The organism is Ralstonia mannitolilytica, from assembly GCF_000954135.1.
Lineage (GTDB): Bacteria > Pseudomonadota > Gammaproteobacteria > Burkholderiales > Burkholderiaceae > Ralstonia > Ralstonia mannitolilytica.
On sequence record NZ_CP010799.1, the window covers coordinates 520,649 to 540,662 of the forward strand.

Annotated in this window: 20 protein-coding genes and 1 pseudogene; 9 read left to right on the top strand and 12 right to left on the bottom strand. The window is 65.7% G+C overall.

Annotated elements, in window-relative coordinates:
- Nucleotides 1–91: 91 nt before the first annotated feature.
- The 4 genes from TK49_RS02540 to TK49_RS02555 all read right to left on the bottom strand — a co-directional run bounded on the left by TK49_RS02540 (nucleotide 92) and on the right by TK49_RS02555 (nucleotide 5,397).
- On the bottom strand, nucleotides 92–1,726 hold the full coding sequence (locus TK49_RS02540; RefSeq protein WP_045785306.1) for a GMC family oxidoreductase: 1,635 nt from the start codon (nucleotides 1,724–1,726) through the stop codon (nucleotides 92–94).
- A 67-nt stretch (nucleotides 1,727–1,793) separates the two neighbouring features.
- Nucleotides 1,794–2,663 carry an alpha/beta hydrolase gene (locus TK49_RS02545; protein WP_045785307.1) on the bottom strand — a complete coding sequence of 290 codons (870 nt, stop codon included), beginning with the start codon at nucleotides 2,661–2,663 and terminating at the stop codon, nucleotides 1,794–1,796.
- A gap of 65 nt (nucleotides 2,664–2,728) precedes the next feature.
- Entirely contained in the window at nucleotides 2,729–3,190 is a 462-nt protein-coding gene (gene cueR, locus TK49_RS02550) for a Cu(I)-responsive transcriptional regulator (RefSeq protein WP_045785308.1), read from the bottom strand.
- Nucleotides 3,187–5,397 (bottom strand): heavy metal translocating P-type ATPase, encoded by a 2,211-nt coding sequence (locus tag TK49_RS02555; protein WP_045785309.1) that lies wholly within the window; start codon nucleotides 5,395–5,397, stop codon nucleotides 3,187–3,189. The genes cueR and TK49_RS02555 overlap by 4 nt, the downstream gene beginning before the upstream one ends.
- A gap of 146 nt (nucleotides 5,398–5,543) precedes the next feature.
- On the opposite strand from TK49_RS02555, the gene TK49_RS02560 reads away from it, so the two are divergent.
- Nucleotides 5,544–5,744: a heavy-metal-associated domain-containing protein gene (locus TK49_RS02560; protein WP_045785310.1), complete on the top strand. Its 201-nt coding sequence runs from the start codon at nucleotides 5,544–5,546 to the stop codon at nucleotides 5,742–5,744.
- A 66-nt stretch (nucleotides 5,745–5,810) separates the two neighbouring features.
- Here the strand turns inward: TK49_RS02560 and TK49_RS02565 are convergent.
- From TK49_RS02565 to TK49_RS02580, 4 genes and pseudogenes are all read right to left on the bottom strand, one after another.
- Nucleotides 5,811–6,538: pseudogene (locus tag TK49_RS02565) on the bottom strand (OmpW/AlkL family protein).
- Between the two features lie 206 nt (nucleotides 6,539–6,744).
- The gene (locus TK49_RS02570; protein ID WP_045785311.1) at nucleotides 6,745–7,746 is read right to left on the bottom strand and encodes a delta(1)-pyrroline-2-carboxylate reductase family protein; all 1,002 of its coding nucleotides are present in this window, start codon (nucleotides 7,744–7,746) and stop codon (nucleotides 6,745–6,747) included.
- A 35-nt stretch (nucleotides 7,747–7,781) separates the two neighbouring features.
- Nucleotides 7,782–8,540: a lysoplasmalogenase gene (locus TK49_RS02575; RefSeq protein WP_045785312.1), complete on the bottom strand. Its 759-nt coding sequence runs from the start codon at nucleotides 8,538–8,540 to the stop codon at nucleotides 7,782–7,784.
- A gap of 93 nt (nucleotides 8,541–8,633) precedes the next feature.
- Nucleotides 8,634–9,110, bottom strand: coding sequence for an Lrp/AsnC family transcriptional regulator (locus tag TK49_RS02580; protein ID WP_045785313.1), 477 nt, complete (start codon nucleotides 9,108–9,110; stop codon nucleotides 8,634–8,636).
- 139 nt (nucleotides 9,111–9,249) lie between these two features.
- On the opposite strand from TK49_RS02580, the gene phhA reads away from it, so the two are divergent.
- Both phhA and TK49_RS02590 read left to right on the top strand, forming a co-directional pair.
- Entirely contained in the window at nucleotides 9,250–10,194 is a 945-nt protein-coding gene (phhA, locus tag TK49_RS02585; protein ID WP_045785314.1) for a phenylalanine 4-monooxygenase, read from the top strand.
- 107 nt (nucleotides 10,195–10,301) lie between these two features.
- Complete coding sequence (locus tag TK49_RS02590; RefSeq protein WP_045785315.1) at nucleotides 10,302–10,607, top strand: 4a-hydroxytetrahydrobiopterin dehydratase; 306 nt, start codon at nucleotides 10,302–10,304, stop codon at nucleotides 10,605–10,607.
- Nucleotides 10,608–10,625: 18 nt separating this feature from the next.
- Here TK49_RS02590 and TK49_RS02595 read toward each other — a convergent pair whose 3' ends face one another.
- Complete coding sequence (locus TK49_RS02595) at nucleotides 10,626–10,853, bottom strand: DUF3717 domain-containing protein (protein ID WP_045785316.1); 228 nt, start codon at nucleotides 10,851–10,853, stop codon at nucleotides 10,626–10,628.
- Nucleotides 10,854–10,917: 64 nt separating this feature from the next.
- Between TK49_RS02595 and TK49_RS02600 the strand changes: the two genes are divergently transcribed.
- Together TK49_RS02600 and TK49_RS02605 are read left to right on the top strand one after the other, a co-directional pair.
- Nucleotides 10,918–11,628, top strand: coding sequence for a response regulator transcription factor (locus TK49_RS02600; RefSeq protein WP_045785317.1), 711 nt, complete (start codon nucleotides 10,918–10,920; stop codon nucleotides 11,626–11,628).
- 9 nt (nucleotides 11,629–11,637) lie between these two features.
- Nucleotides 11,638–13,290 carry a sensor histidine kinase gene (locus TK49_RS02605; protein WP_045785318.1) on the top strand — a complete coding sequence of 551 codons (1,653 nt, stop codon included), beginning with the start codon at nucleotides 11,638–11,640 and terminating at the stop codon, nucleotides 13,288–13,290.
- A 7-nt stretch (nucleotides 13,291–13,297) separates the two neighbouring features.
- Here TK49_RS02605 and TK49_RS02610 read toward each other — a convergent pair whose 3' ends face one another.
- Entirely contained in the window at nucleotides 13,298–13,840 is a 543-nt protein-coding gene (locus TK49_RS02610) for an SET domain-containing protein (RefSeq protein WP_082062829.1), read from the bottom strand.
- A 624-nt stretch (nucleotides 13,841–14,464) separates the two neighbouring features.
- Here TK49_RS02610 and TK49_RS02615 point away from each other — a divergent pair.
- The 4 genes from TK49_RS02615 (at nucleotide 14,465) to TK49_RS02630 (ending at nucleotide 17,753) form a co-directional block, all read left to right on the top strand.
- Nucleotides 14,465–14,743, top strand: coding sequence for an HU family DNA-binding protein (locus TK49_RS02615; protein ID WP_004628548.1), 279 nt, complete (start codon nucleotides 14,465–14,467; stop codon nucleotides 14,741–14,743).
- 143 nt (nucleotides 14,744–14,886) lie between these two features.
- Nucleotides 14,887–15,834, top strand: coding sequence for a DUF2272 domain-containing protein (locus TK49_RS02620; protein ID WP_045785319.1), 948 nt, complete (start codon nucleotides 14,887–14,889; stop codon nucleotides 15,832–15,834).
- Between the two features lie 112 nt (nucleotides 15,835–15,946).
- Nucleotides 15,947–16,771: a class II aldolase/adducin family protein gene (locus TK49_RS02625; protein ID WP_045785320.1), complete on the top strand. Its 825-nt coding sequence runs from the start codon at nucleotides 15,947–15,949 to the stop codon at nucleotides 16,769–16,771.
- Between the two features lie 4 nt (nucleotides 16,772–16,775).
- Complete coding sequence (locus TK49_RS02630) at nucleotides 16,776–17,753, top strand: 2-dehydropantoate 2-reductase (protein WP_045785321.1); 978 nt, start codon at nucleotides 16,776–16,778, stop codon at nucleotides 17,751–17,753.
- A 14-nt stretch (nucleotides 17,754–17,767) separates the two neighbouring features.
- On the opposite strand, the gene TK49_RS02635 is transcribed toward TK49_RS02630, so the two are convergent.
- A complete protein-coding gene (locus TK49_RS02635) occupies nucleotides 17,768–18,784 on the bottom strand; it encodes a fimbrial protein (RefSeq protein WP_052698582.1) in 1,017 nt (338 codons plus the stop codon).
- A gap of 109 nt (nucleotides 18,785–18,893) precedes the next feature.
- On the bottom strand, nucleotides 18,894–19,901 hold the full coding sequence (locus TK49_RS02640) for a fimbrial protein (protein ID WP_082062828.1): 1,008 nt from the start codon (nucleotides 19,899–19,901) through the stop codon (nucleotides 18,894–18,896).
- Between the last annotated feature and the right edge of the window lie 113 nt (nucleotides 19,902–20,014).

Genomic DNA, 20,014 nt, shown 5'->3' on the forward strand with positions numbered 1-20,014 from the left:
ATGGGGCTTACGTAGAGTTACGTATCGGAGCAATACCGATTGCCCTATTCATGGGACATTGGCGGTGTGTCACGCCCATGTCGGCCGCCCCTCAAACCGCGACCGCCTCGCCGCGCGCACGCGCCTTGCGCGCCGCCCGGATCATCTCGCTGGCCTTCTCCGCGATCATGATCGTCGGCGAGTTGGTGTTGCCGGAGGTGATGGTCGGCATGATGGACGCATCCACCACGCGCAGCCCTTCGATACCGCGCACGCGCAGCTGGGCATCGACCACCGCGTTCACGTCGTCGGCGCGCCCCATGCGGCACGTGCCGACCGGGTGGAAGATGGTCGTGCCGATCTCGCCGGCGGCGCGGGCGAGTTGTTCGTCGGTCTGGAAGGCGGCGCCGGGCAGGTACTCTTCGGGCCGGTATTGCGCCAGGGCGGGCTGGGCGACGATGCGGCGCGTGAGCCGCAAGGAATCGGCCGCGACCTTGCGGTCTTCGTCGGTCGACAGGTAGTTCGGCGCGATCGTCGGCGCGGCAAACGGGTCGGCCGAGGTGATGTGCACCGTGCCGCGCGAGGTCGGGCGCAGGTTGCACACGCTGGCGGTAAACGCGTTGAACGCGTGCAGCGGGTCGCCGAACTTGTCGAGCGAGAGCGGCTGCACGTGGTACTCCACATCGGGCCGCGACACCTGCGGATTCGAGCGCGCGAACACGCCCAACTGCGACGGCGCCATGCTCATCGGCCCGCTCTGGTTGAAGGCGTACTGCATGCCGATCATCGCCTTGCCCCACCAGTTCGAGGCCCGCGTGTTCAGCGTCGGCACGCCGTGCACCTTGACCACGCTGCGCAACTGCAGATGGTCCTGCAGGTTCTCGCCCACGCCCGGCAGCGCCTGCCGCACCGGAATGCCCAGCGCCTGCAGCCGCTCCGGCTGGCCGATCCCCGCCAGCTCGAGCAGTTGCGGCGAGTTGATCGCCCCCGCCGAGAGGATCACCTCCTCGCGCGCCGCGACCGAGTAATCGACCCCGGCCCCGCGATACGTCACGCCCGTGCAGCGCTTGCCGCTGAAGGTCAGCGCACGCACCTGCGCGCCCGTCATGATGGTCAGGTTCGGCCTCTGCGATGCGGGGCGCAGGAAGCCCTTGGCCGTGTTCCAGCGGATGCCCCGCTTCTGGTTGACCTCGAAGTATCCGACGCCGAAGTTGTCGCCGCGGTTGAAGTCGCTGGTGCGCGGAATGCCGGCCTGCACGGCGGCTTCGATGAAGGTTTCAAGAATCTGCCAGTGCAGGCGCTGCGGCTCGACCCGCCATTCGCCGTCGGCGCCGTGCCACGCGTTGGCCCCGCCGTGGTGGTTCTCGCTCGCCTTGAACAGCGGCAGCACCGCATCCCACTTCCAGGAGGCATCGCCCGTGATGTCGGCCCAGCCGTCGTAGTCTTCGCGCTGGCCGCGCATGTAGATCATGCCGTTGATCGACGAGCAGCCGCCGAGCACCCGGCCGCGCGGGTAGCCGAGCGAGCGGCCGTTCAGGCCGGGCTCTTCGCGAGTGCGGTAGAGCCAGTCCGTGCGCGGGTTGCCGATGCAATACAGATAGCCGACGGGGATGTGGATCCAGTGGTAGTCGTCCTTGCCGCCTGCCTCCAGCAGGAGCACGGAGACGTCGGGATCGCGTGTGAGGCGGTTGGCCAGGACGCAGCCTGCGGAGCCTGCGCCGATGATGATGTAGTCGTACGTTTCCATGTCTCCGTGCTTCTTTTCCTTGGTGTTATTGGTTTTTATTCTTGTGGTGCGACCAATTCACTACAAATCAAATCCGCGAAGCCAGCCACTCCGTCATCTTTCCAAACACCTCACTGCGCAGCGGCTCGGCTTCGTTGAAGATCTCGTGATACCCGTTGTCGAACCACGCCAAGGTCCGCAAGTCTTCCGGCGCATTCGCATAGAAATCGCGACTGCCGGACGGATCGACAATCGAATCGGCGCCGCCTGCCATCAGCAGCATCGGCGCTTCGAGGCGCGGGGCGTCCTGTTGCGTCTGGGTGATGGCATTGAGCATGAACTCCAGCACGGAAGCACTGATCGTGCCCTGCACGAGCGGGTCAGCGCGATAGGCGGCTGCCACGCTCGGATCATGGGAAAGCTTGGCCGGATCAACGGGATTGGGCACCGGCAGCCGCGGCGCGATGGCGGAGAGGATCCCCCGCACGATGCCCGTTCCTGGCGGCAATTTCACGCGCAGCGCGGGCGATGACAGCAGCACGCCGCGCACGGGCCGGACGCGCGCAGTGGTGAAGCGCGCGACGATCAGCCCGCCCATGCTGTGCCCAAGCACGAACGGCATCTCGTGCCATTCGGCGACGGCGGCGTCGACGATTTCCGCCAGGTCGGTCAGGTAGTTGTCCGGCGCGTCGAGCGCCATGCGCGGGCCGCCGCTGCGGCCGTGGCCGCGCAGGTCGAAAGCTCGCACGCGCAGGCCCAGGTCGGTCAGCACCTTGGCCACATGGACGTAGCGCCCACTGTGTTCGGCCATGCCGTGCACGAGGATGACGGTGCCGCGCGGTTCGCCCGCCTGGGTGTCGGGCGACCACGTGCGGACCAGCAGTTCAGTGCCGTCCTTCATGCGCTGGCGGGCCTCCTGCGCCTGATCGGGTGCGGCCTGAGCGGGGGCTTGCGTCATCGGCGTCTCCTCCTTTGGTTGCCAGATTGTGGCATAGACGCCGCGCGCTGCAACGGGCCGAACCGTCAGTGGCAGCAGCCGCCCTGGCCGCCGGTGTCTGCGCTCTCGCCGGCCACGCCCTGCAGGATGGGGCAATCGGGCCGGTCGTCGCCGTGGCACGCATTCGCCAGCGTCATGAGCGTATCGCGCATGCCTTGCAGCTCGCGGATGCGCGCGTCCAGGTCGGCCACATGGCGCAGCGTGATGGCCTTGACGTCGGCGCTGGCGCGCTCGCGGTCATTCCAGAGCGAGAGCAGCGTGCGAATCTCTTCGAGCGAGAACCCCAGCGAGCGCGAACGATGGATGAACCGCAGCACATGCAGGGCGCGCGCGTCATACATCCGGTAGTTGCCCTCCGTGCGCGGGCTTGGCGGCAGCAGGCCGATGCTCTCGTAATAGCGGATCATCTTGGCCGATACGCCGCTGGCCTTGGCGGCCTCGCCGATGTTGACGGGGCCCTGGGTTGCATTGAGATCGGTGCGGGTCATGCACGGTCTCCGGTGGATGGCCAGCGGCGCAGCATCAGCGCATTGGTGACGACGCTCACGCTCGAGAACGCCATGGCCGCCCCGGCAAATGTTGGGCTGAGCAGGCCGAACGCGGCCAGCGGAATGCCGACCACGTTGTAGACGAACGCCCAGAACAGGTTCTGGCGGATCTTGGCGACCGTGCGGCGCGAGAGGTCCAGCGCGTCGCTCACCAGACGCGGCTCGCCGCGCATGAGCGTGATGCCGGCGGCCTGCATCGCCACATCGGTGCCGGTGGCCATGGCGATGCCGACATCGGCCGCGGCCAGCGCGGGCGCATCGTTGATGCCGTCGCCGACCATCGCGACCACGTGGCCGGCCTTCTGCCATGCCGTGACACGCGCGGCCTTGTCTTGCGGCAACACCTGCGCGGCCACTTCGTCGATGCCGAGCGCGTGTGCCACGCTGCGTGCCGCGCCGGCGTTGTCGCCGGTCACGAGCGCGGTGCGCACGCCACGCGCCTGCAGCGCGGACACAGCCTCCTTCGCGCCGGGCTTGAGCGCATCGCCAAAACCAATCAGGCCGCGCAACTGCAGGCCGCCTTCATCACGCTGCGCAAGCCACGAGACGGTGTTGCCTTGCGCCTCCAGCGCATCGGCGCGCGCTTGCAATGCGCGGCGATCGAGCCCCAGTTCATCCATCCACCGCGCGTTGCCGAGTTGCAGCGACGCGCCATTCACGATGCCGCGCGTGCCGCGTCCGGCCAGCACTTCGGGCGATTGCGCCGGCGTGATGGCGCGGCCTTGTTGCTCGGCGTATTCGCGCGTGGCGTGGGCCAGCGGATGCGTGTTTTCGGCCTGCAGCGCGGCGAGCTCGTCCAGCAGCGTCGCGGCATCGACGCCCGGCGCGGCTTCCACCGCCGTGACGCGCGGCCGGCCCACGGTAAGCGTGCCCGTCTTGTCGAAGACGACGAAATCGACTTGTTGCGCGCGCTCCAGCGCCTGCGCGTCCGCAATGAGAATGCCGCGCCGCGCGCCCGCACCCGTGCCGGCCATGATGGCGGACGGCGTAGCAAGGCCGAGCGCGCACGGGCAAGCGATCACCAGAACCGCCACGGCGTTGACGATGGCCGTCTCCCACCCCGCCCCAGCGATGAACCAACCCGCCAGCGTCAGCAACGCCGCCACCAGCACCGCCGGCACAAAGATGGCGCTCACGCGGTCGACCAGTTGCTGGATCGGCGGCTTGGCGGCCTGCGCATCTTCTACGAGGCGGATGATGCGCGAGAGCATCGTGTCTGCGCCGATGGCCGTGGTGCGCACGAGCAGCACGCCGTCGGTGGCGATGGCACCGGCGGTCACGCGGTCGCCTTCGCGCTTGGGCACGGGCAGGCTTTCGCCGGTCAGCATGGATTCATCGACGTGGCTGTCGCCTTCCAGCACCACCGCATCCACGGGGATGCGCTCGCCGGCACGCACGGACACCACATCGCCCACTCGCACCTGGGCGACGGGCGTGTCGCGCAGCGTGCCGTCGGCAGTGCGCACGCGAGCGGTATCGGGGCGCAGCGCCTGCAGCGCGCGAATCGCCTGCGCCGTCTGCCGCTTGGCCCGCACCTCGAGCCACTTGCCCAGGCGCACCAGCGTGATGACGACGGCCCCGCTTTCAAAGTACAGATGCGGCAGGTGGTCTTCGCCCGCACGCCACCACAGCCACAGCGACAGGCCGTATGCAGCCGACGTCCCGAGCGCGACGAGCACATCCATGTTGCCCGCACCCGCGCGCACGGCCTTCCAGCCGGCCTTGTAAAAGCGCGCGCCGATCACGAACTGCACCGGCGTCGCCAGCAGCCACTGCCCCCAGGGGGGCAGCATCCACTCGCTGCCGAACCAGCCGGCGATCATCGGCAGCACCAGCGGCAGCGACAACGCAGCGGCAATCCACACGGGGCCGGCACCGTCCCAGAAATCCGGCTCGGCGGCGGCACGCGCTGCCGCTTCGTCGGATGCGACGCGCGCTTCATAGCCAGCAGCCGAAACGGCCGCCACAAGTGCATCGCTCGCCGCGGCGCCGTGCACGCGCGCGCGTTCGGTTGCGAGGTTGACGCTGGCCTCCGTCACGCCGGGCACGGCGCGCAAGGCGCGTTCGACACGGCCGGCACAGGCGGCGCAGGTCATCCCGCCGATTTCGAGATCGAGTGAAGCCGGATGGGCAAGGCTGGTGGTCATGGAAACGTGCTGTCGAAGGAAGATGGCATCAGCCTAGACCTTCCCATCTTGGCAAGGTCAAGCGGTCATTCTACGCTTGCGGTTCCCACGGTAGGAAGGTTCATACTCCGCTGCAGGATTTCTTCCTTCCTTTCCAGGAGCGAACCATGACGACGTTTTCCGTTGAAGGTATGAGCTGCGGCCATTGCGTATCGGCCGTCACGCGTGCGGTACAGCAGGTGGATGCCGGCGCCAATGTGCAGGTCGATCTGTCCCGCCAGAGCGTGGCCGTCACGAGCGGCGCGAGCGTCGACGCGCTCAAGGCCGCCATCGAGCAGGCCGGCTACCCGGTCAAAGCCGTTGCCTGAGCAGCGCAGCGCACAAAAAAAGGCGTGCCGCCATGGCACGCCTTCTTTGTTGAACGCGGCCGCCGCTCAGAAGCGGTAGCCCACGTTCAGGAAGGTCACGACCGGGTTGATCTTGATCTTGGCTTCGCTCTGGATATGCGTGCCGTTGATCAGCTTCGTATCGATCTTGGCCGTCGTCTTCAGCGGCAGGTACGACACCGACAGGCCCACGAACCAGTCCTTGGTGATGGCGTACGTGGCGCCCACGTTCAGCACCGGGTTCAGCGAGCTGTCGGTCGACACGCTGCTCGTGCTGCCCGGCGTGCCGCGGCCCAGCACCTGGTTCTGGAAGGCGCTGTTGGTGATCTTCTCGTCGGAGAACCACGTGTAGTTCAGGCCGGCACCGACGTACGGGCGGAACTTGCTGTCGGCGCCGAAGAAGTACCACTTGGCCAGCACGGCCGGGCTCCATTGCTTGGCCGAACCGATTTCGCCGTAGCGCGAGAAGGAACCCGTGCCTTCGATCTTGTGGCGCGGCGGGATGCCGCCCACCAGTTCCATGGCGAAGTTGTCGGTAAAGAAGTGCGTGAACGCGAGGCCAACGGTATCGGCGTCCTTGATCTTGGCGCCGGTGTTGGGCTGCGATTGGTTGACGGGAACGCCGCCCACGCTGTTGACGAACAGCGGGTCGCTCGAGCTGTTCGGCATCACGCGGAACCAGCCCAGGCTGACGATGTTGCTGCCGGCAGCCTGTGCGTGCGCGGCGGTGGCGAGGATCATCCGGCGGCGGCCGCCAGTGCTTTTTTATAGGCCATCTGTATGTGCTCCAGTGTCAGACGCATCCGGGCAAACGTGCCGTACAGCGGCGTGTGCCGGTGCGTTCTCAGTCTCCTCCCAGGCGGAAGGGATGGTCATTATCTCGTTTGATTGCCGTGGCTAGAATGCTTTTTCTAGAGGTTTCCTGTTACAAGCGCGGGTCGAGACCTGCTGATGGCGGGCCTCCTCGGCCCGAACGCGCTTTTTAAACAGGCCTGGACTGCGACAGCGCGAGCACGCACGCCGCTAGATCCCACAAGGCGCTGCCGACGCTCTTAAACACCACGGGCGACACCGGCGCGGCCTGCGCGAGCGTGTCGGGTGTCACGTCGACGCACTGTTGTAACGGACGTACACGCGACCACGGCACACCTGCCTGCAGCAGGTCGCCCGCCTCGACTTCCAGGTCGACAAGCGTGTCGGCGTACAGCCGGTCGACCGCGGCGGCATGCACGCACAGCCGCGGCGGCAGTTCGGCCATGTCGGGCCGGAACGCACCGACTGCCGCGATGAAGTGTTGCGGCCGCCACGTCCGGCCGTGCCCGTCGCCGGGCTCCGCCCAGTCCGGCAGCACGGGTTGCGACGACGGCGTGGCCGTGACCACGAGCGACACATGCGGCAACACGGCGCGCGCGGCCTGCGCCACCCCGGCCGCATCCCCGCCGGCCAGCGCGGTGGCGTCCATCCCGAGGGCACGTGCATGCGCGGCCAAGCCCTCGGCGCTGGCGGCATTGCGGGCAATGATGGTCACGCGCCGCGTGCCAAGGCCCAGGTGGAAGGCTTGCAGATGTGCACGCGCCTGGGCCCCGGCGCCTACCAGCAGCAGGTCGCCCGCTGGCTCCGGGGCCAGCAGGCGCGCGGCCAGCAGCGAGACCGCTGCCGTGCGGTGCGCCGTGACGGTCGGCCCATCGAGCAGCAGGCGCCGCACGCCGGTCTGCGCGTCCATGACGACGACCTCGCCGTGGATGGCCGGCAAACCGCGCGACGGGTTATGCGGGTGCACCGTGATCATCTTGGTGATGGCCATGTCGGCATTGGACGCGGGCATCAGCAGCAAGCTGCCGGGCCCGGGCAAGGGCATCACCAGTCGGGCGGGCGCCTGGGCCCGGCCGGCGCGCGCGTCGCGCAATACCTGGGCGATGGCGTCGGCAAGCGCGGCGTACGGCAGGCACGCTGCCGTCGCGCTGGCGTCGAGGGTCTGCAGCATCGGGGCTCCCACAGCGAAGGACACGGCGATCGAGCTTATGCCCGGCGCGCGGGCGGTGTGCGGCGCGTGAGCAGGCCGCCGCTGATCAGCAGCTGCGCGGCGGCATAGCTCCACCAGATCGCCAGCTCATGGTCCGTAAAGGGAAACACGAACACGCTGATCCCGATCATGGCGTCGGAGGCGGCAAAGGCGATGGCGCCCCAGGCGGTCAGCGGCCCGGGCAGGCGCGCCAGCAGCGCGGCACACACCATTGACGAGAGCACGACCATGTAAACGATGACGGGGCCTTTCAAACCGCCCAGGCCCGGCCAGTACCACAGCAGCATGCCGATGGCCACGCCGATCATCGCGCCCACCGCCAGCAGGCGCACCGGCGACGACGCGCCTCGCAACTGCCACAGCACGCGCAGATAGCACAGATGGGCGACGAGGAAGCAGCCGAGGCCGGCAATGAACGACGGCTTCCAGTCCGGCAATGCCAGGCACAGGTCGCCCAGCGCCGAAAACAGCATCGCGCCGACGAGCCAGCGGCGCTCGCGCGGAATCTCATGCAGCGACGCCGCACGCGCCAGCAGCATCGCCATGAGCATCTTCCACAGCGGCTGCGCGACGATGCGGCCGACCAGCGGCGTACCCGGCGGCACGTCGACGGCCACCATGGTCAACATGCCGCCATAGGTGACCCCCGCCACGGCGGCCGCCACCCACCACGCACGAACGCGTGCCGGCATGCCGTAGCCGCCCGCACGACGTGCCGGCAGATGCGCCGGATGCGTGGTGTGTCCTTCAACCATCATGGTCTCCCGCCCGGGAAAGGCGATTCATTGAAACTGGGTGTGATCGGCTTGCAGCGTGACACGCCGCGCACCCTGGCGCAAGGCGCACGGTTACCCACCGAGGTGGGATAGCGGCAGCGCGCCGTCCCGCTTCAAAGCTGTCAGTACGATATTGGAACGCACATTGTCCACGCCCGGCACCCGCATCAGCTTGCGCATGACGAACTCCGATAGCGCCGGCAGGTCGGGCACCACCACGCGCAGCATGTAGTCGGCATCGCCGGCCACGGAATAGCACTCCTGCACCGCGTCGAGCAGCATGATCTCTTCGCGGAAACGCTCGACGATCGCGTCGCCATGATGCGCGAGCTTGATGCTGGCGAATACCGTCACGCCGAGCCCCAGGCCGGTCGGCGACAGCACCACCCGGTAGCCTTCGATCACGCCTTCGGACTCCAGCCGCGCCAGACGCCGCCCCACCTGGCTGGCCGAGAGGTGCACCTGCTCCGAAAGCTGCTGATGCGTCGCACGGCCATCGCGCTGCAGCGCCGCCAGCAGGGCTAGATCGAAGGTATCGAGCGAAATCATGCATATCTCCTGCGTAGATGCACGCCATTCTGCACGATTTCCGCATGCCGCGGCTCAGAGGCGCGAGTTTTGCGGACAATCCGCAGGGCCGCACCCCTACACTGGCCGGACTTGAATAACACGAGAGCGAGACACCCGAATGGCCCCCGCCACCACCGCCCCCGACTCGACCCAGACCGCGGCCCCCGCCGGCTTCAACGGCACCCTGACCGACAAGCTGCGCGAACAGTTTGCGCAAGGCCTCGACGGCCAGACGCTGCGCGCCGACTTCACGATCGATCAGCCGGTACACCGCTACACCGCCGCCGACCATGCGACATGGCGCACGCTGTACGACCGCCAGGAGGCGCTGCTGCCGGGCCGCGTGTGCGATGAATTCCTGCAGGGCCTGTCGACGCTGGGCATGAGCCGCGACCGCGTGCCGTCGTTCGACGAACTCAACGAAACGCTCCTGCGCGCGACCGGCTGGCGGATCGTCGCGGTGCCGGGCCTGGTGCCGGACGAAGTCTTTTTCGATCACCTCGCCAACCGGCGCTTCCCGGCCAGCTGGTGGATGCGCCGGCCCGACCAGCTCGATTACCTGCAAGAGCCCGACTGCTTCCACGACATCTTTGGCCACGTGCCGCTGCTGATCAACCCGATCTTCGCCGACTACATGGAGGCCTACGGCAAGGGCGGCCTGAAGGCGGCGCGCCTCGGCCAGCTCGACATGCTGGCGCGCCTGTACTGGTACACGGTGGAATTCGGGCTGATCCGCACGCCGGCCGGCCTGCGCATCTACGGTGCGGGCATCGTGTCGAGCAAGAGCGAATCGGTGTATGCGCTCGATTCAGCCAGCCCGAACCGCATCGGCTTCGACGTGCGCCGCATCATGCGCACGCGCTATCGCATCGACACGTTCCAGAAAACGTACTTCGTGATCGACAGTTTCGAGCAGCTGTTTGACGCCACGCGCCCCGATTTCACGCCGCTGTATGAAGAACTCGCCGCGCTGCCGACTTTCGGCGCCGGCGATGTGGTCGACGGCGATCTCGTGCTGAACGTAGGCAACCGTGAAGGCTGGGCCGATACGGCAGACATTTAGAGCGCGTGGTGCCCGGAAGCTGGACTTCGCATGCATGCTTCCGGGCACAACACGTTCTGGGCGCTGACTATACTGCGCGCATTCTCGACCGATTTCCGTGACCCATCATGATGCCCACGCTCAACGACGACCAACGCAAGGCCCTGTTTGCCGAGCTGCCCGGATGGCAGCTGCAGAAGGACCGCGACGCCATCCAGAAAACCTTCACCTTTGCCGACTTCAACGCCGCGTTCGGCTTCATGACGCGCGTGGCGATCAAGGCCGAGCAGATGAATCACCACCCGGAGTGGTTCAACGTGTGGAATCGAGTCGACATCACCCTGTCGACGCACGACGCAAACGGCCTCACGCACCGTGACGCCGATCTCGCCCGCTTCATCGAGCAGGCCGCCAGGACAACCGGCGCGAAGTAACGCCGCTGCTGCTGGCGCTCAGCCCTGCGTGGCCGCGCGCCACGCTTCATACGCCGCCCGCGCCTTGTCGCCCAATTGCTCCGGGGCGATGCGGGTGGCGCCTTGTACAATCATCAGCGCATACGGCTTGGCCAACGCCGACGCCTCGGCACACAGCCGCAGTTCCTCGCCCTGGGCGGGCGAACGGGCACGCCAGTAATTGATGGCGGCCTCCAGGTCGGTGATGGTGAGCAGGGCTTCGGTCATCCGCGCATTGTAGCGCTGCCAAACCGCACCGATTCCTTTTCCGCCGCGCTTTGCGGACCGCCCCATGCGCATCCTGCTGATTGAAGACGACCGCGCCATTGCCAGCGGCATCCATGCCGGACTGACGCAGGCCGGACACCGCGTGCATGCCGTGCATGACGGTGTCTTCGCCGCCGAGCAGCTGGCCCGGCAGACGCACGACCTGGTGATCCTGGATCTCGGCTTGCCGGGCATCGACGGCATGACGCTGTTGTCGCAGTTCCGCGCGCGCGACCGCGCCACGCCGGTGCTGATCCTCACCGCCCGCGACGGCCTTTCCGATAAGGTCAACGGCCTGAATGCCGGCGCCGACGATTACCTCCTCAAGCCCTTCGAAATGCCCGAGCTCGTGGCGCGTGTCGGTGCGCTGCTGCGCCGCCGCGGCGATCCTTCCGAGCCCGCGGCGCGGCCGGACATCCTGGTCGGGCGACTGCGCCTGAGCGGCGTGGAGCGGCGCATCTTTGTCGATGCGGCGCCGCTGGAGCTGTCGCCGCGAGAGTTTGCCGTGCTGGAACTGCTGATGCTGCGTCAGGGCCGCGTGGTCAGCAAGGTGCAGCTGCAGGAGCATCTGGCCAGCTTTGGTCACGCCATCGGCGAGGCGAGCCACGATGTAGTGGGCGATACGGCCATCGAAGTCTATGTGCATCGCGTGCGCCGCAAGATCGAACACTCCGAAGCCGAGATCGTCACCGTGCGCGGTTTTGGCTATCTGCTGCAGGCACGCGCTCCGGCGTAGCGCCGCATCATGTTCAAACGCCACCGGCCTGCCGCGCCTGCGCCCGCCCACGGCGCACTCAGCCTCCGGCTGCATCTGCTGCGGGCGCTGGCGACGCCGCTGTTCGGCCTCGTGGTCGGCACGGGTGCGCTCTCGTACTGGCTGGCGGCGCATTACACCGCGCAGGTATTCGATCGGGCGCTGGTGGGCGTGGCCAATACGCTGGCCGAGCAAATGCGCCTGGCCGGGCCGCACGTGCCGCCGGCCAGGCTGTACGACATCGCCCTTACCGCGCAGACGCTGGTGCAGAACAGCGGAGAAGACCGCATCTTCTGGCGCATTGCCGGCCCCGCCGGCACGCTGATCGGGCGCGACACGGCGCTCGGCTACGGCTCGGGACAGGTGCGCATTGGCGAGGCGCGCGTGTTCTACAGCTGGATCGACGGCAAGCAAGTGCGCGCCGTGCGCCTGCCCGTGCCGGGTGTGACCGCCGATGTGCCAAAGCCGGTTTCGCCGCGCCAGCCGGCGCCGCCCGATCCGGAAGACGACGTCACGCGGCCCGCGCTGGCGCCCACGCAGGCCCAGACGGCGCCCGCGTTCAATCCGTCCAAGCCGCCCGATGCGATGCAGCCCGACAACAGCATCGTCGTGGAAGTGGCCGAACTGCTGGACCACCGTGATGCGGCGGCCAAGGAAGTGCTGCTATCGGTATCGATTCCGCTGATCGTGCTGCTGGCCGTGGGCGGGCTGATCCTCTCGCTCGTGCTCAAGGAAGAACTGCAGCCGCTGCAGACGCTGGCCGATACGCTCAACCGGCAAAGCGCGCAGTCCGTCAGGCCCCTTCCCGCCGAATCGGCGGAGCGCGTGCCGGCCGAGCTGCAGCCGCTCATCAACGCCATGAATGCCTTGCTGGCGCGCCTGCGCGATGCACTCGAAGCGCAGCGCACCTTCATCGCCGATGCGGCCCATCAGTTGCGCACGCCGCTCACCGCGTTGAAGCTGCACGCCGATCACGCCGTGCAGGCCACGACGCTGGAAGACGCGCGCCCTGCCCTGCTCGAACTGCAATCGGGTGCCAACCGGGCCATCCGGCTGTCGAACCAGCTGCTGACGCTGGCACGGGCCGAGCCCGGCATGACGCTCGAGCAACTGGGGCCGCCGGTGCGCGTGGATCTCGTATCGCTTGCGTTCGATGCCGGTGCCGAGTGGGTGCCGCGCGCGCTTGCGCGCGGGCTCGACCTGGGCTTCGAGGCCTGGCCAGAGGAAGCCACGTCGCCAGGTTCATTGCAGGCCCCCGTGCTGGCCAACGCGGTGCTGCTGCGCGAAGCGATCAACAACCTCATCGACAACGCTATCAAGTACGTGCCGACCGGCGGGCGCATCACCTTGCGCGCGGGCATGGAAGCGGATGCGTCCTCGCGCTGGTGGGGTGTGGTCAGCGTGGAAGACAACGGGCCGGGCATTCCGCCGGAGCGGCGCGGCGAGGTGTTCCAGCGCTTCTTCCGTGGCGACGCGGATCACCGCCCCGGGCAGCCACACGGCAGCGGCCTGGGCCTGGCCATCGTGCACGACATCGTGCGCCTGCACGGCGGCCATGTTGCCATTGAAGACGCCGCAGCCCGCGACGGCTCCCGCGTGATGCGCATCGTGCTGCGCGTGCCGCTGGCCGGCGAACCGGGCTAGGCGCGGCTCACTTCTTCTTTTTCTTCTTCTCGGGCGGCGCCAGCATCGTGCCGCGGCAGTTCTTGGCGCCGCAGCGGCAGGCGAACTGTTCCTTCAGCGCCTTGGTCTGGCGGCCTTCGATGACGAGGCCGTAGTCGTAGAACAGCTCCTCGCCGGGTTCGATGTCGCGCAGCGCATGAATGAACACGCGGCCGTCCTTCTCGCGCGCCTCGCAGTTCGGCTTGCACGCGTGGTTGATCCAGCGTGCGCGGTTGCCGCCGTACTTGGCGTCGATCACGCTGCCGTCTTCGAGGCTGAAGTAGAACGTGTGGTTCGGGTCGGACGGGTCATGCGGATGGCGGCGCAGCGCCTCTTTCCACGAGATGTGCTCGCCCTTGTATTCGATGATCTTCTTGCCCTTGGCGATGGGCGCCACGGCATAGACGCCGCGCCCGTGCACGCCCGATTGGCGCACCTCGATGCGGTCGCGGCGGCGCAGTTTGGCCGGGGCTTGCGGCGCGGACGGAGACTCAGCCGGAGCCGGCATGGCATCAGCAGACGTGCGTGTCATGGAGGTGCGGGGAAGAACGGAAACGTCGATCAACGAAGCCGAGAGCCTACACCAAAAGCATGGCAACCCGACACGTGCCGCCGCCCTGTGTCGCCGCTCGATGTGGATAACCGGGCCTGCGGCTGTGGATAACTACCGGCAAAGCCTGTTGGCTGTCTGTGGCTGCCCTGTCGATGGTGTGGGCACAAGTGACGCAGCTGCCGATGGAGCGTGGATGCAAACCAGCGATCCATCCACGCCGGGGCACACGCTGTACCAGCGGTTTTGCTTTCAACAAGTGCTTGAACCGGAAGCGATTTTCCGAGTTATCCACAGAAAGGGCGCGGCTTTATTTACTACTACTATCTGTATACATAAAGAAAAAGGTAAACCCATCGATCGACTTGCGTCGATCCTATCGACGAGCGAACACATCAGGCACAAGCCGATGCCTTCAACAGCCTGCCGATGTGATGGGACCGCCTCGCAATGCAAGCCCGATGCGGGTTTACGGAACCCGCTCGCGATACGTCGTTACAAAGCTCACGTGCCGGCGCCAATCGCATGCCGGTATCATGTCGCCCTTGGAGCCGCCCCCCGGAGGCTCTGATGTGTGTGTTATCTACTCTTGAAGGGAGTCAAGCAATGACGAAAACCGAACTGATCGACGCCATCGCCAGCGGCGTAGACGGTCTGACCAAGGCCAAGGCCGAGCAGGCACTGAACGTGACCCTGCAGGCCATCATGGAATCCGTTGGCAAGGGCGATGCGGTCAGCCTCATCGGCTTTGGTACCTTCAGCCAAGGTGAACGTGCCGAGCGCATGGCCCGCAATCCGCGCACCGGCGAAGAAATCAAGGTCGAAGCTGCCAAGACCGTCAAGTTCAAGGCTGGCCAGAAGTTCAAGGACGCCGTCAACGCCTGACGCAATGACGATCCTGGCGTAGCCAGCCCTGTCTGCTGCGCCCACGACGTGGCATGCCATTGCATGCGTGAATCGACCGCAGCATTGGCGTACCACGTCGGAAGGCCTGCCTCCCCGTCAGGCCATCCCTTCCCTCCTCTTTCATGCCCCGCCCTCTTCTGCGCAATTCGCTCGTTTTGCGTATTGCCCTGCCGATCGTCCTGATCGCACCGGTCCTTTGGTTCGCCGGCTGCACCACGCCGCCCGCGCGTCCGCAGGCCGAACCGCTGCCCGACAACGAAGTCGTGCAGACGCGGCCGGGCGCCACGCCGCGCGAGAAGATGATCGAGATCGCCCTCACCGAATGGGACCGGTGGGGCCGTCAGGTCGTGCGGGTGGGTCGTGACGATACGTATTGCGTGACCGGCGGCGGCTTTCCCGATCAGCCCCAGGGCCGCTGGCTGACGGCTGACGACCCCACCCCTGCCCCGGTGGACGAAGAAGGTGGTGCCGACATGCCGCTGCCCAAAGCGGTTGCGACGCCCGCTGCTCCTGCTCCTGCCCCTTGCCTGCGCTATCCCGACGGCACGGGCGGTGAAGCCACCGCGCGCGGCTGCGTGCTGGCCAAGCGCTACTGGGCCATCGTCGGCAAGACGCCGACGTGCCAGCAGCTCACGACAGGCGGCTGGGCGTGGTCTGCGGTGTTCATCTCGTGGATCATGCGCAAGGCCGGCCTGCAGAACGACCAATTCCTGACGGGCGCCACGCATGCGGAATACGTGACCGATGCGCGCGACCACCTGCTCAAGCATCCCGCCTTCGTGCTCGAACGCACGCCGGCCGTGCCGCGCCCGGGCGACCTCATCTGCACCGCACGCGGCGCCGATCGCTTCATGACGGACCCGGCCGAGATCCAGGCCGGCAGAACGCCCATGCACTGCGACCTCGTCGTTGAGGTGGACCCGGTGCGCCATGAAGTGAAATCGATTGGCGGCAACGTGCAGCAATCCGCGTCGATGAGCATCACCGAGTTGAATGACGCCAACCAGCTCGATCCGTACACGAATTCGGTCATGCAGTGGTTGGTGATCCTGCGCAACCAGTTGCCCTAGCAGACGGCAGATGTAACGTTGTTTGACGCCCGGCGCAAATTCATTAACATGTGAATCACTTAAGCGCCGGCAACCCGACCGGCGCATGGCCCCTGCGATCAGGAGACAGGTCATGACGGTGCTTTCGCTTTCACCCGACGCCGGATCGAGCATCCAGGCCCATCGTCCGGACTGGTGCAGCCCACATGAATGGGCCGCGCGCGTGAAGCTGGCGGCGTGCTACCGCATCTTTGCGCAGCTCGGCTGGACCGAGCTGATCTACAACCACATCACGCTGCGCCTGTCACCCGAAGATGGCCGCGCCGACGATGGCGGCCCGCATTTCCTCATCAACCCGTTCGGCCTGACCTATGCTGAGGTTTGCGCGTCGAACCTCGTGAAGATCGACCTGCAGGGCAATGCGCAGCGCGCGCCGGGTCAGCCGGACTGGCCCGTCAACCCCGCCGGTTTTACCGTGCATGCCGCCATTCACGCCGGTATTCCGGGCGCGCATTGCGTGATGCACACCCACACGACCGCCGGCATGGCCGTGGCCTGCGCGCGCGATGGTCTGTCGATCAGCAATTTCTATGCGGCGCAGCTGCACGGCAAGGTCGCGTATCACGACTTTGAAGGCATTACCGTGCATGCCGATGAAGGGCCGCGCCTGGTCAAGAACATCGGCGACAAGCCTGCCGTCATTCTGCGCAACCACGGGTTGCTGGCCTGGGGCGATTCGATTGCGCGGGCCTTTGCGGTGTTGTGGCTGCTCAACCGCGCGTGCGAGATCCAGCTGGCTTCCACGTCGATGGGCCCAGTGCTGGAGATTCCCGAAGCGATTGCGCGCAACTGCACGCGCGATTCGTTGCAGTTCAACCCGAATTTTGGCGCTGGCGAAGATGTGTTTGCCGCGCTCACCCGCACCATCGACCGCATCGACCCTTCCTACCGAACCTGATCACATGACACGCATTTGCATCGTGGGCGCCGGCGCGGTCGGCGGCTATCTTGGCGCGAAGCTCGCGCTGGCTGATCAACCCGTCAACGTGTTGGCACGGGGCGCGACGCTTCAAGCACTGCAGGCCGAAGGGCTGCGACTGACCGAAGACGGCAACACGCGATCTGTGCCGGTGCACGCGAGTGACGATGCGCATGCGCTCGGTGTGCAGGATGTCGTGGTCGTGGCCGTGAAGGCGCCGGCCATGGAAAGCGTGGCGCAAACCATCGGCCCGCTCATCGGCCCGGAGACTTCCGTGGTGGTGGCGATGAACGGCGTGCCGTGGTGGTTCTTTGATCGACCTGGCCCGCTGGAAGGTCTGCGCCTGCAATCGGTGGATCCGCACGGCCGCATCGCGCAGGCCATTCCAACGAAGAGCGTGCTCGGCTGCGTGGTGCATCTGACCTGCTCGACCGCTGCGCCTGGCCACGTGCGCCACGGGTTCGGCAAGCGATTGATCATCGGCGAACCTGCGGGCGGCACCTCACCGCGCCTCGATGCAATCGGGGCGCTGCTTGAACGCGCCGGTTTGCAGATCGAACGCAGCGAAGCCATCCAGCGCGACATCTGGTTCAAGCTGTGGGGCAACATGACGATGAACCCGGTGTCGGTGCTGACCGGCGCGACGTGTGACCGCATTCTCGACGACCCGCAGGTCAGCGCGTTTTGCCTCGCCATCATGGAAGAAGCGAAAGCGATCGGCGCGCGCATCGGCTGCCCGATCGAACAGAGCGGTGAAGAACGCAGCGCCGTCACGCGGCAGCTTGGCGCGTTCAAGACGTCGATGCTGCAGGATGCGGAAGCCGGGCGCGGCCCGCTGGAGATCGATGCACTGGTGGCATCGGTGCGGGAGATCGGTCAGCACGTCGGCGTGCCGACGCCGCAGATTGATGCGTTGCTGGGCCTGGTGCGACTGCATGCCCAGACCCGTGGGCTCTATTGAGCGGCCAGGCCGCGTTACTGATACGTGAGCGTGAAGGTCGCGCTGCCGTTGGCGATGCCCGTCGTAACGCTGTTGGCGGTTTGCACGTAGCGCGCCTTCAGCGGAATCGCATAATCCCCATCCGCATCAGCCACCTGCCATTTGAAGCGTTTGGCCAGTTCGATCGGTTTGTCGTCGTAGAGCAGCTGGATGGCCACCCCCGTGGCACTGGTCGAGCCAGCGTCCAGTTTCAGCATGCCCTGCGCGGCGTCATGTGCCGCCCCGTCCAGTTGCAGGTTGATGCTTGTGCCTTTTGCGCAGTTCAGCGGAATGCTGAAGGCCTTCGTCCTCGAAGGCGGCGAAGTGCCCGGGCCTTTGAACGCACTGATGGGCACGTCGCCGAGTTTCACCGGAATCAACGTGTTGCTCACCGTGCATGACATGACATCGACCTTGAATGAGCCGATATTGATGGTGGACTCAGGTGTGTGCCACAAGGTCTTGTTGTTTCGCAGGATGAAAGAACCCACCTGTCTTCCCGAAACCCACCCAGCGCTGATGCTTTGGGCCGTCTTGTAGAAGCGGATCAGCGCTTTGCCTTGTCGTGGGAGCGCGCTGAACATTCCGTTCACTGAGCAGTACATGTAGTGGTTCGGATTATCTGTCTCGGATCCGTTAACCCAGCGCGTCAAGTTAGCGCATTTCTCCCATTTGTCATCCGACCCTGCCGTTATGCCAACCGCATAACCGATGCCTTCAACGTTCGTCTTGTAGATGCGCTTGCCATCGAAGTCTGCAACGTATGTCCCGTACGCCTTGATGCCGACCTCCTGCCAAGGCAGCCTGGGCTCCGTATTGGAGCACTTGAAGGTGCTCACCAGATCCGATGCCACCTCGGCAATGACCGAGCCCACGGGCAGATCACGCTGAATGGTCAAGTCTTTCGGTTGAACCGTGGTGCTGCTCGTCACGGTCTCGCAGGTGTAAGCAAATGCTCCCTGTGCCGGGATCAACATGAGCCCCGTCGCAAACCCGACGTACGTCGCACGCATGTCCAGATACCTCCTCTTTTCTGAAAAGAGGCATCTGAACACACCGACTGTAGCTTTTAGCTAGGACGAATCTGATAGCGCGCGTTCCAATGCACCACGCGAAGGGGCTTTACTGATACGTGAGCGTAAAGGTCGCACTGCCATTCGCAGCGCCGGGCGTGATGCTGCTGTCCGTCTGTACGTAGCGGGCCTTGAGCGGAATGGCGTACGTGCCGTCTTCGCTGGCCGTCTGCCACTTGAAGCTTTTCGCCAGCTCGACGGGCTGGTCGTCATACAGCAATTGAATGGCGACGCCCTTCGCTGTGTCGCTACCTTCTTCCAGCTTCAACATGCCGTTCTTCGCGTCATACGCTGTGCCGTCGAGCTTCAGGTTGATGCTGGCACCCTTGGAACAGGTGAGCGGAATGTCGAACGCCTTCGTCCGGGCGCTGTCGGGCCAGGTACCCACACCCTTGAATGCGCCAACCGGCACGTCGCCCATCTTCACATTGATCGCGGTGCTACCCAGCGTGCAAGACAGCGTGCTCACGCTAAACGAAGCAATACTGATCTTGGGTTCCGGGGAGACCCACGTACTGCGGTTGTTTTCCAGGATGAAGGAACCCACCTGCTTCGCATCAACCGAGCCCACACCGGTGTTGCGTGCTGTCTTGAAGAACTTGATCACGGCTTTGGCCTTCATAGGCTGCGATGGGAGAATGCCGTTGTTTGAGCAGTACAGGTTCTGGTCGATGTTGTCTGGATTACCCCCCGTTACATAGAACGTTGCACCTGTAGCGCACCCGTTCATCGGCGTGATTCCAACGGCATAGCCAATGCCTTCGATGTTGGTCTTCCACACGCGTTTCCCATTGAAGTTGCCTGCGTACTCACCGTATCCCTTGATGCCTGCTTGCTGAAACTTCAAAGCTGGCGCCTCATTGGAACAATGGAAGGTGGTCACCACATCAGACACCACCTCGCTAATCAGCGACCCCACCGGCAAGTCGCGCTGGACAGCCAGGGCCTTGGGTTGAATGATGATGTCGCTCGTCACCGTCTGGCAGGTGTAAGCGCACGCCCCTTTTGCGGCTATCAACGTCAGGCCTGCCGCGAGGCTCGCAGTCCATACGCGCATGTCGTGCTCCGTTGTTATCGTCGGGCAACATAAAAACACATGCGTCAAACGCCGTGATTAGGAATCGTCTCATTCTGGCCGACGCAAAGGAAGCGGAGCACTCCGCTTCACGT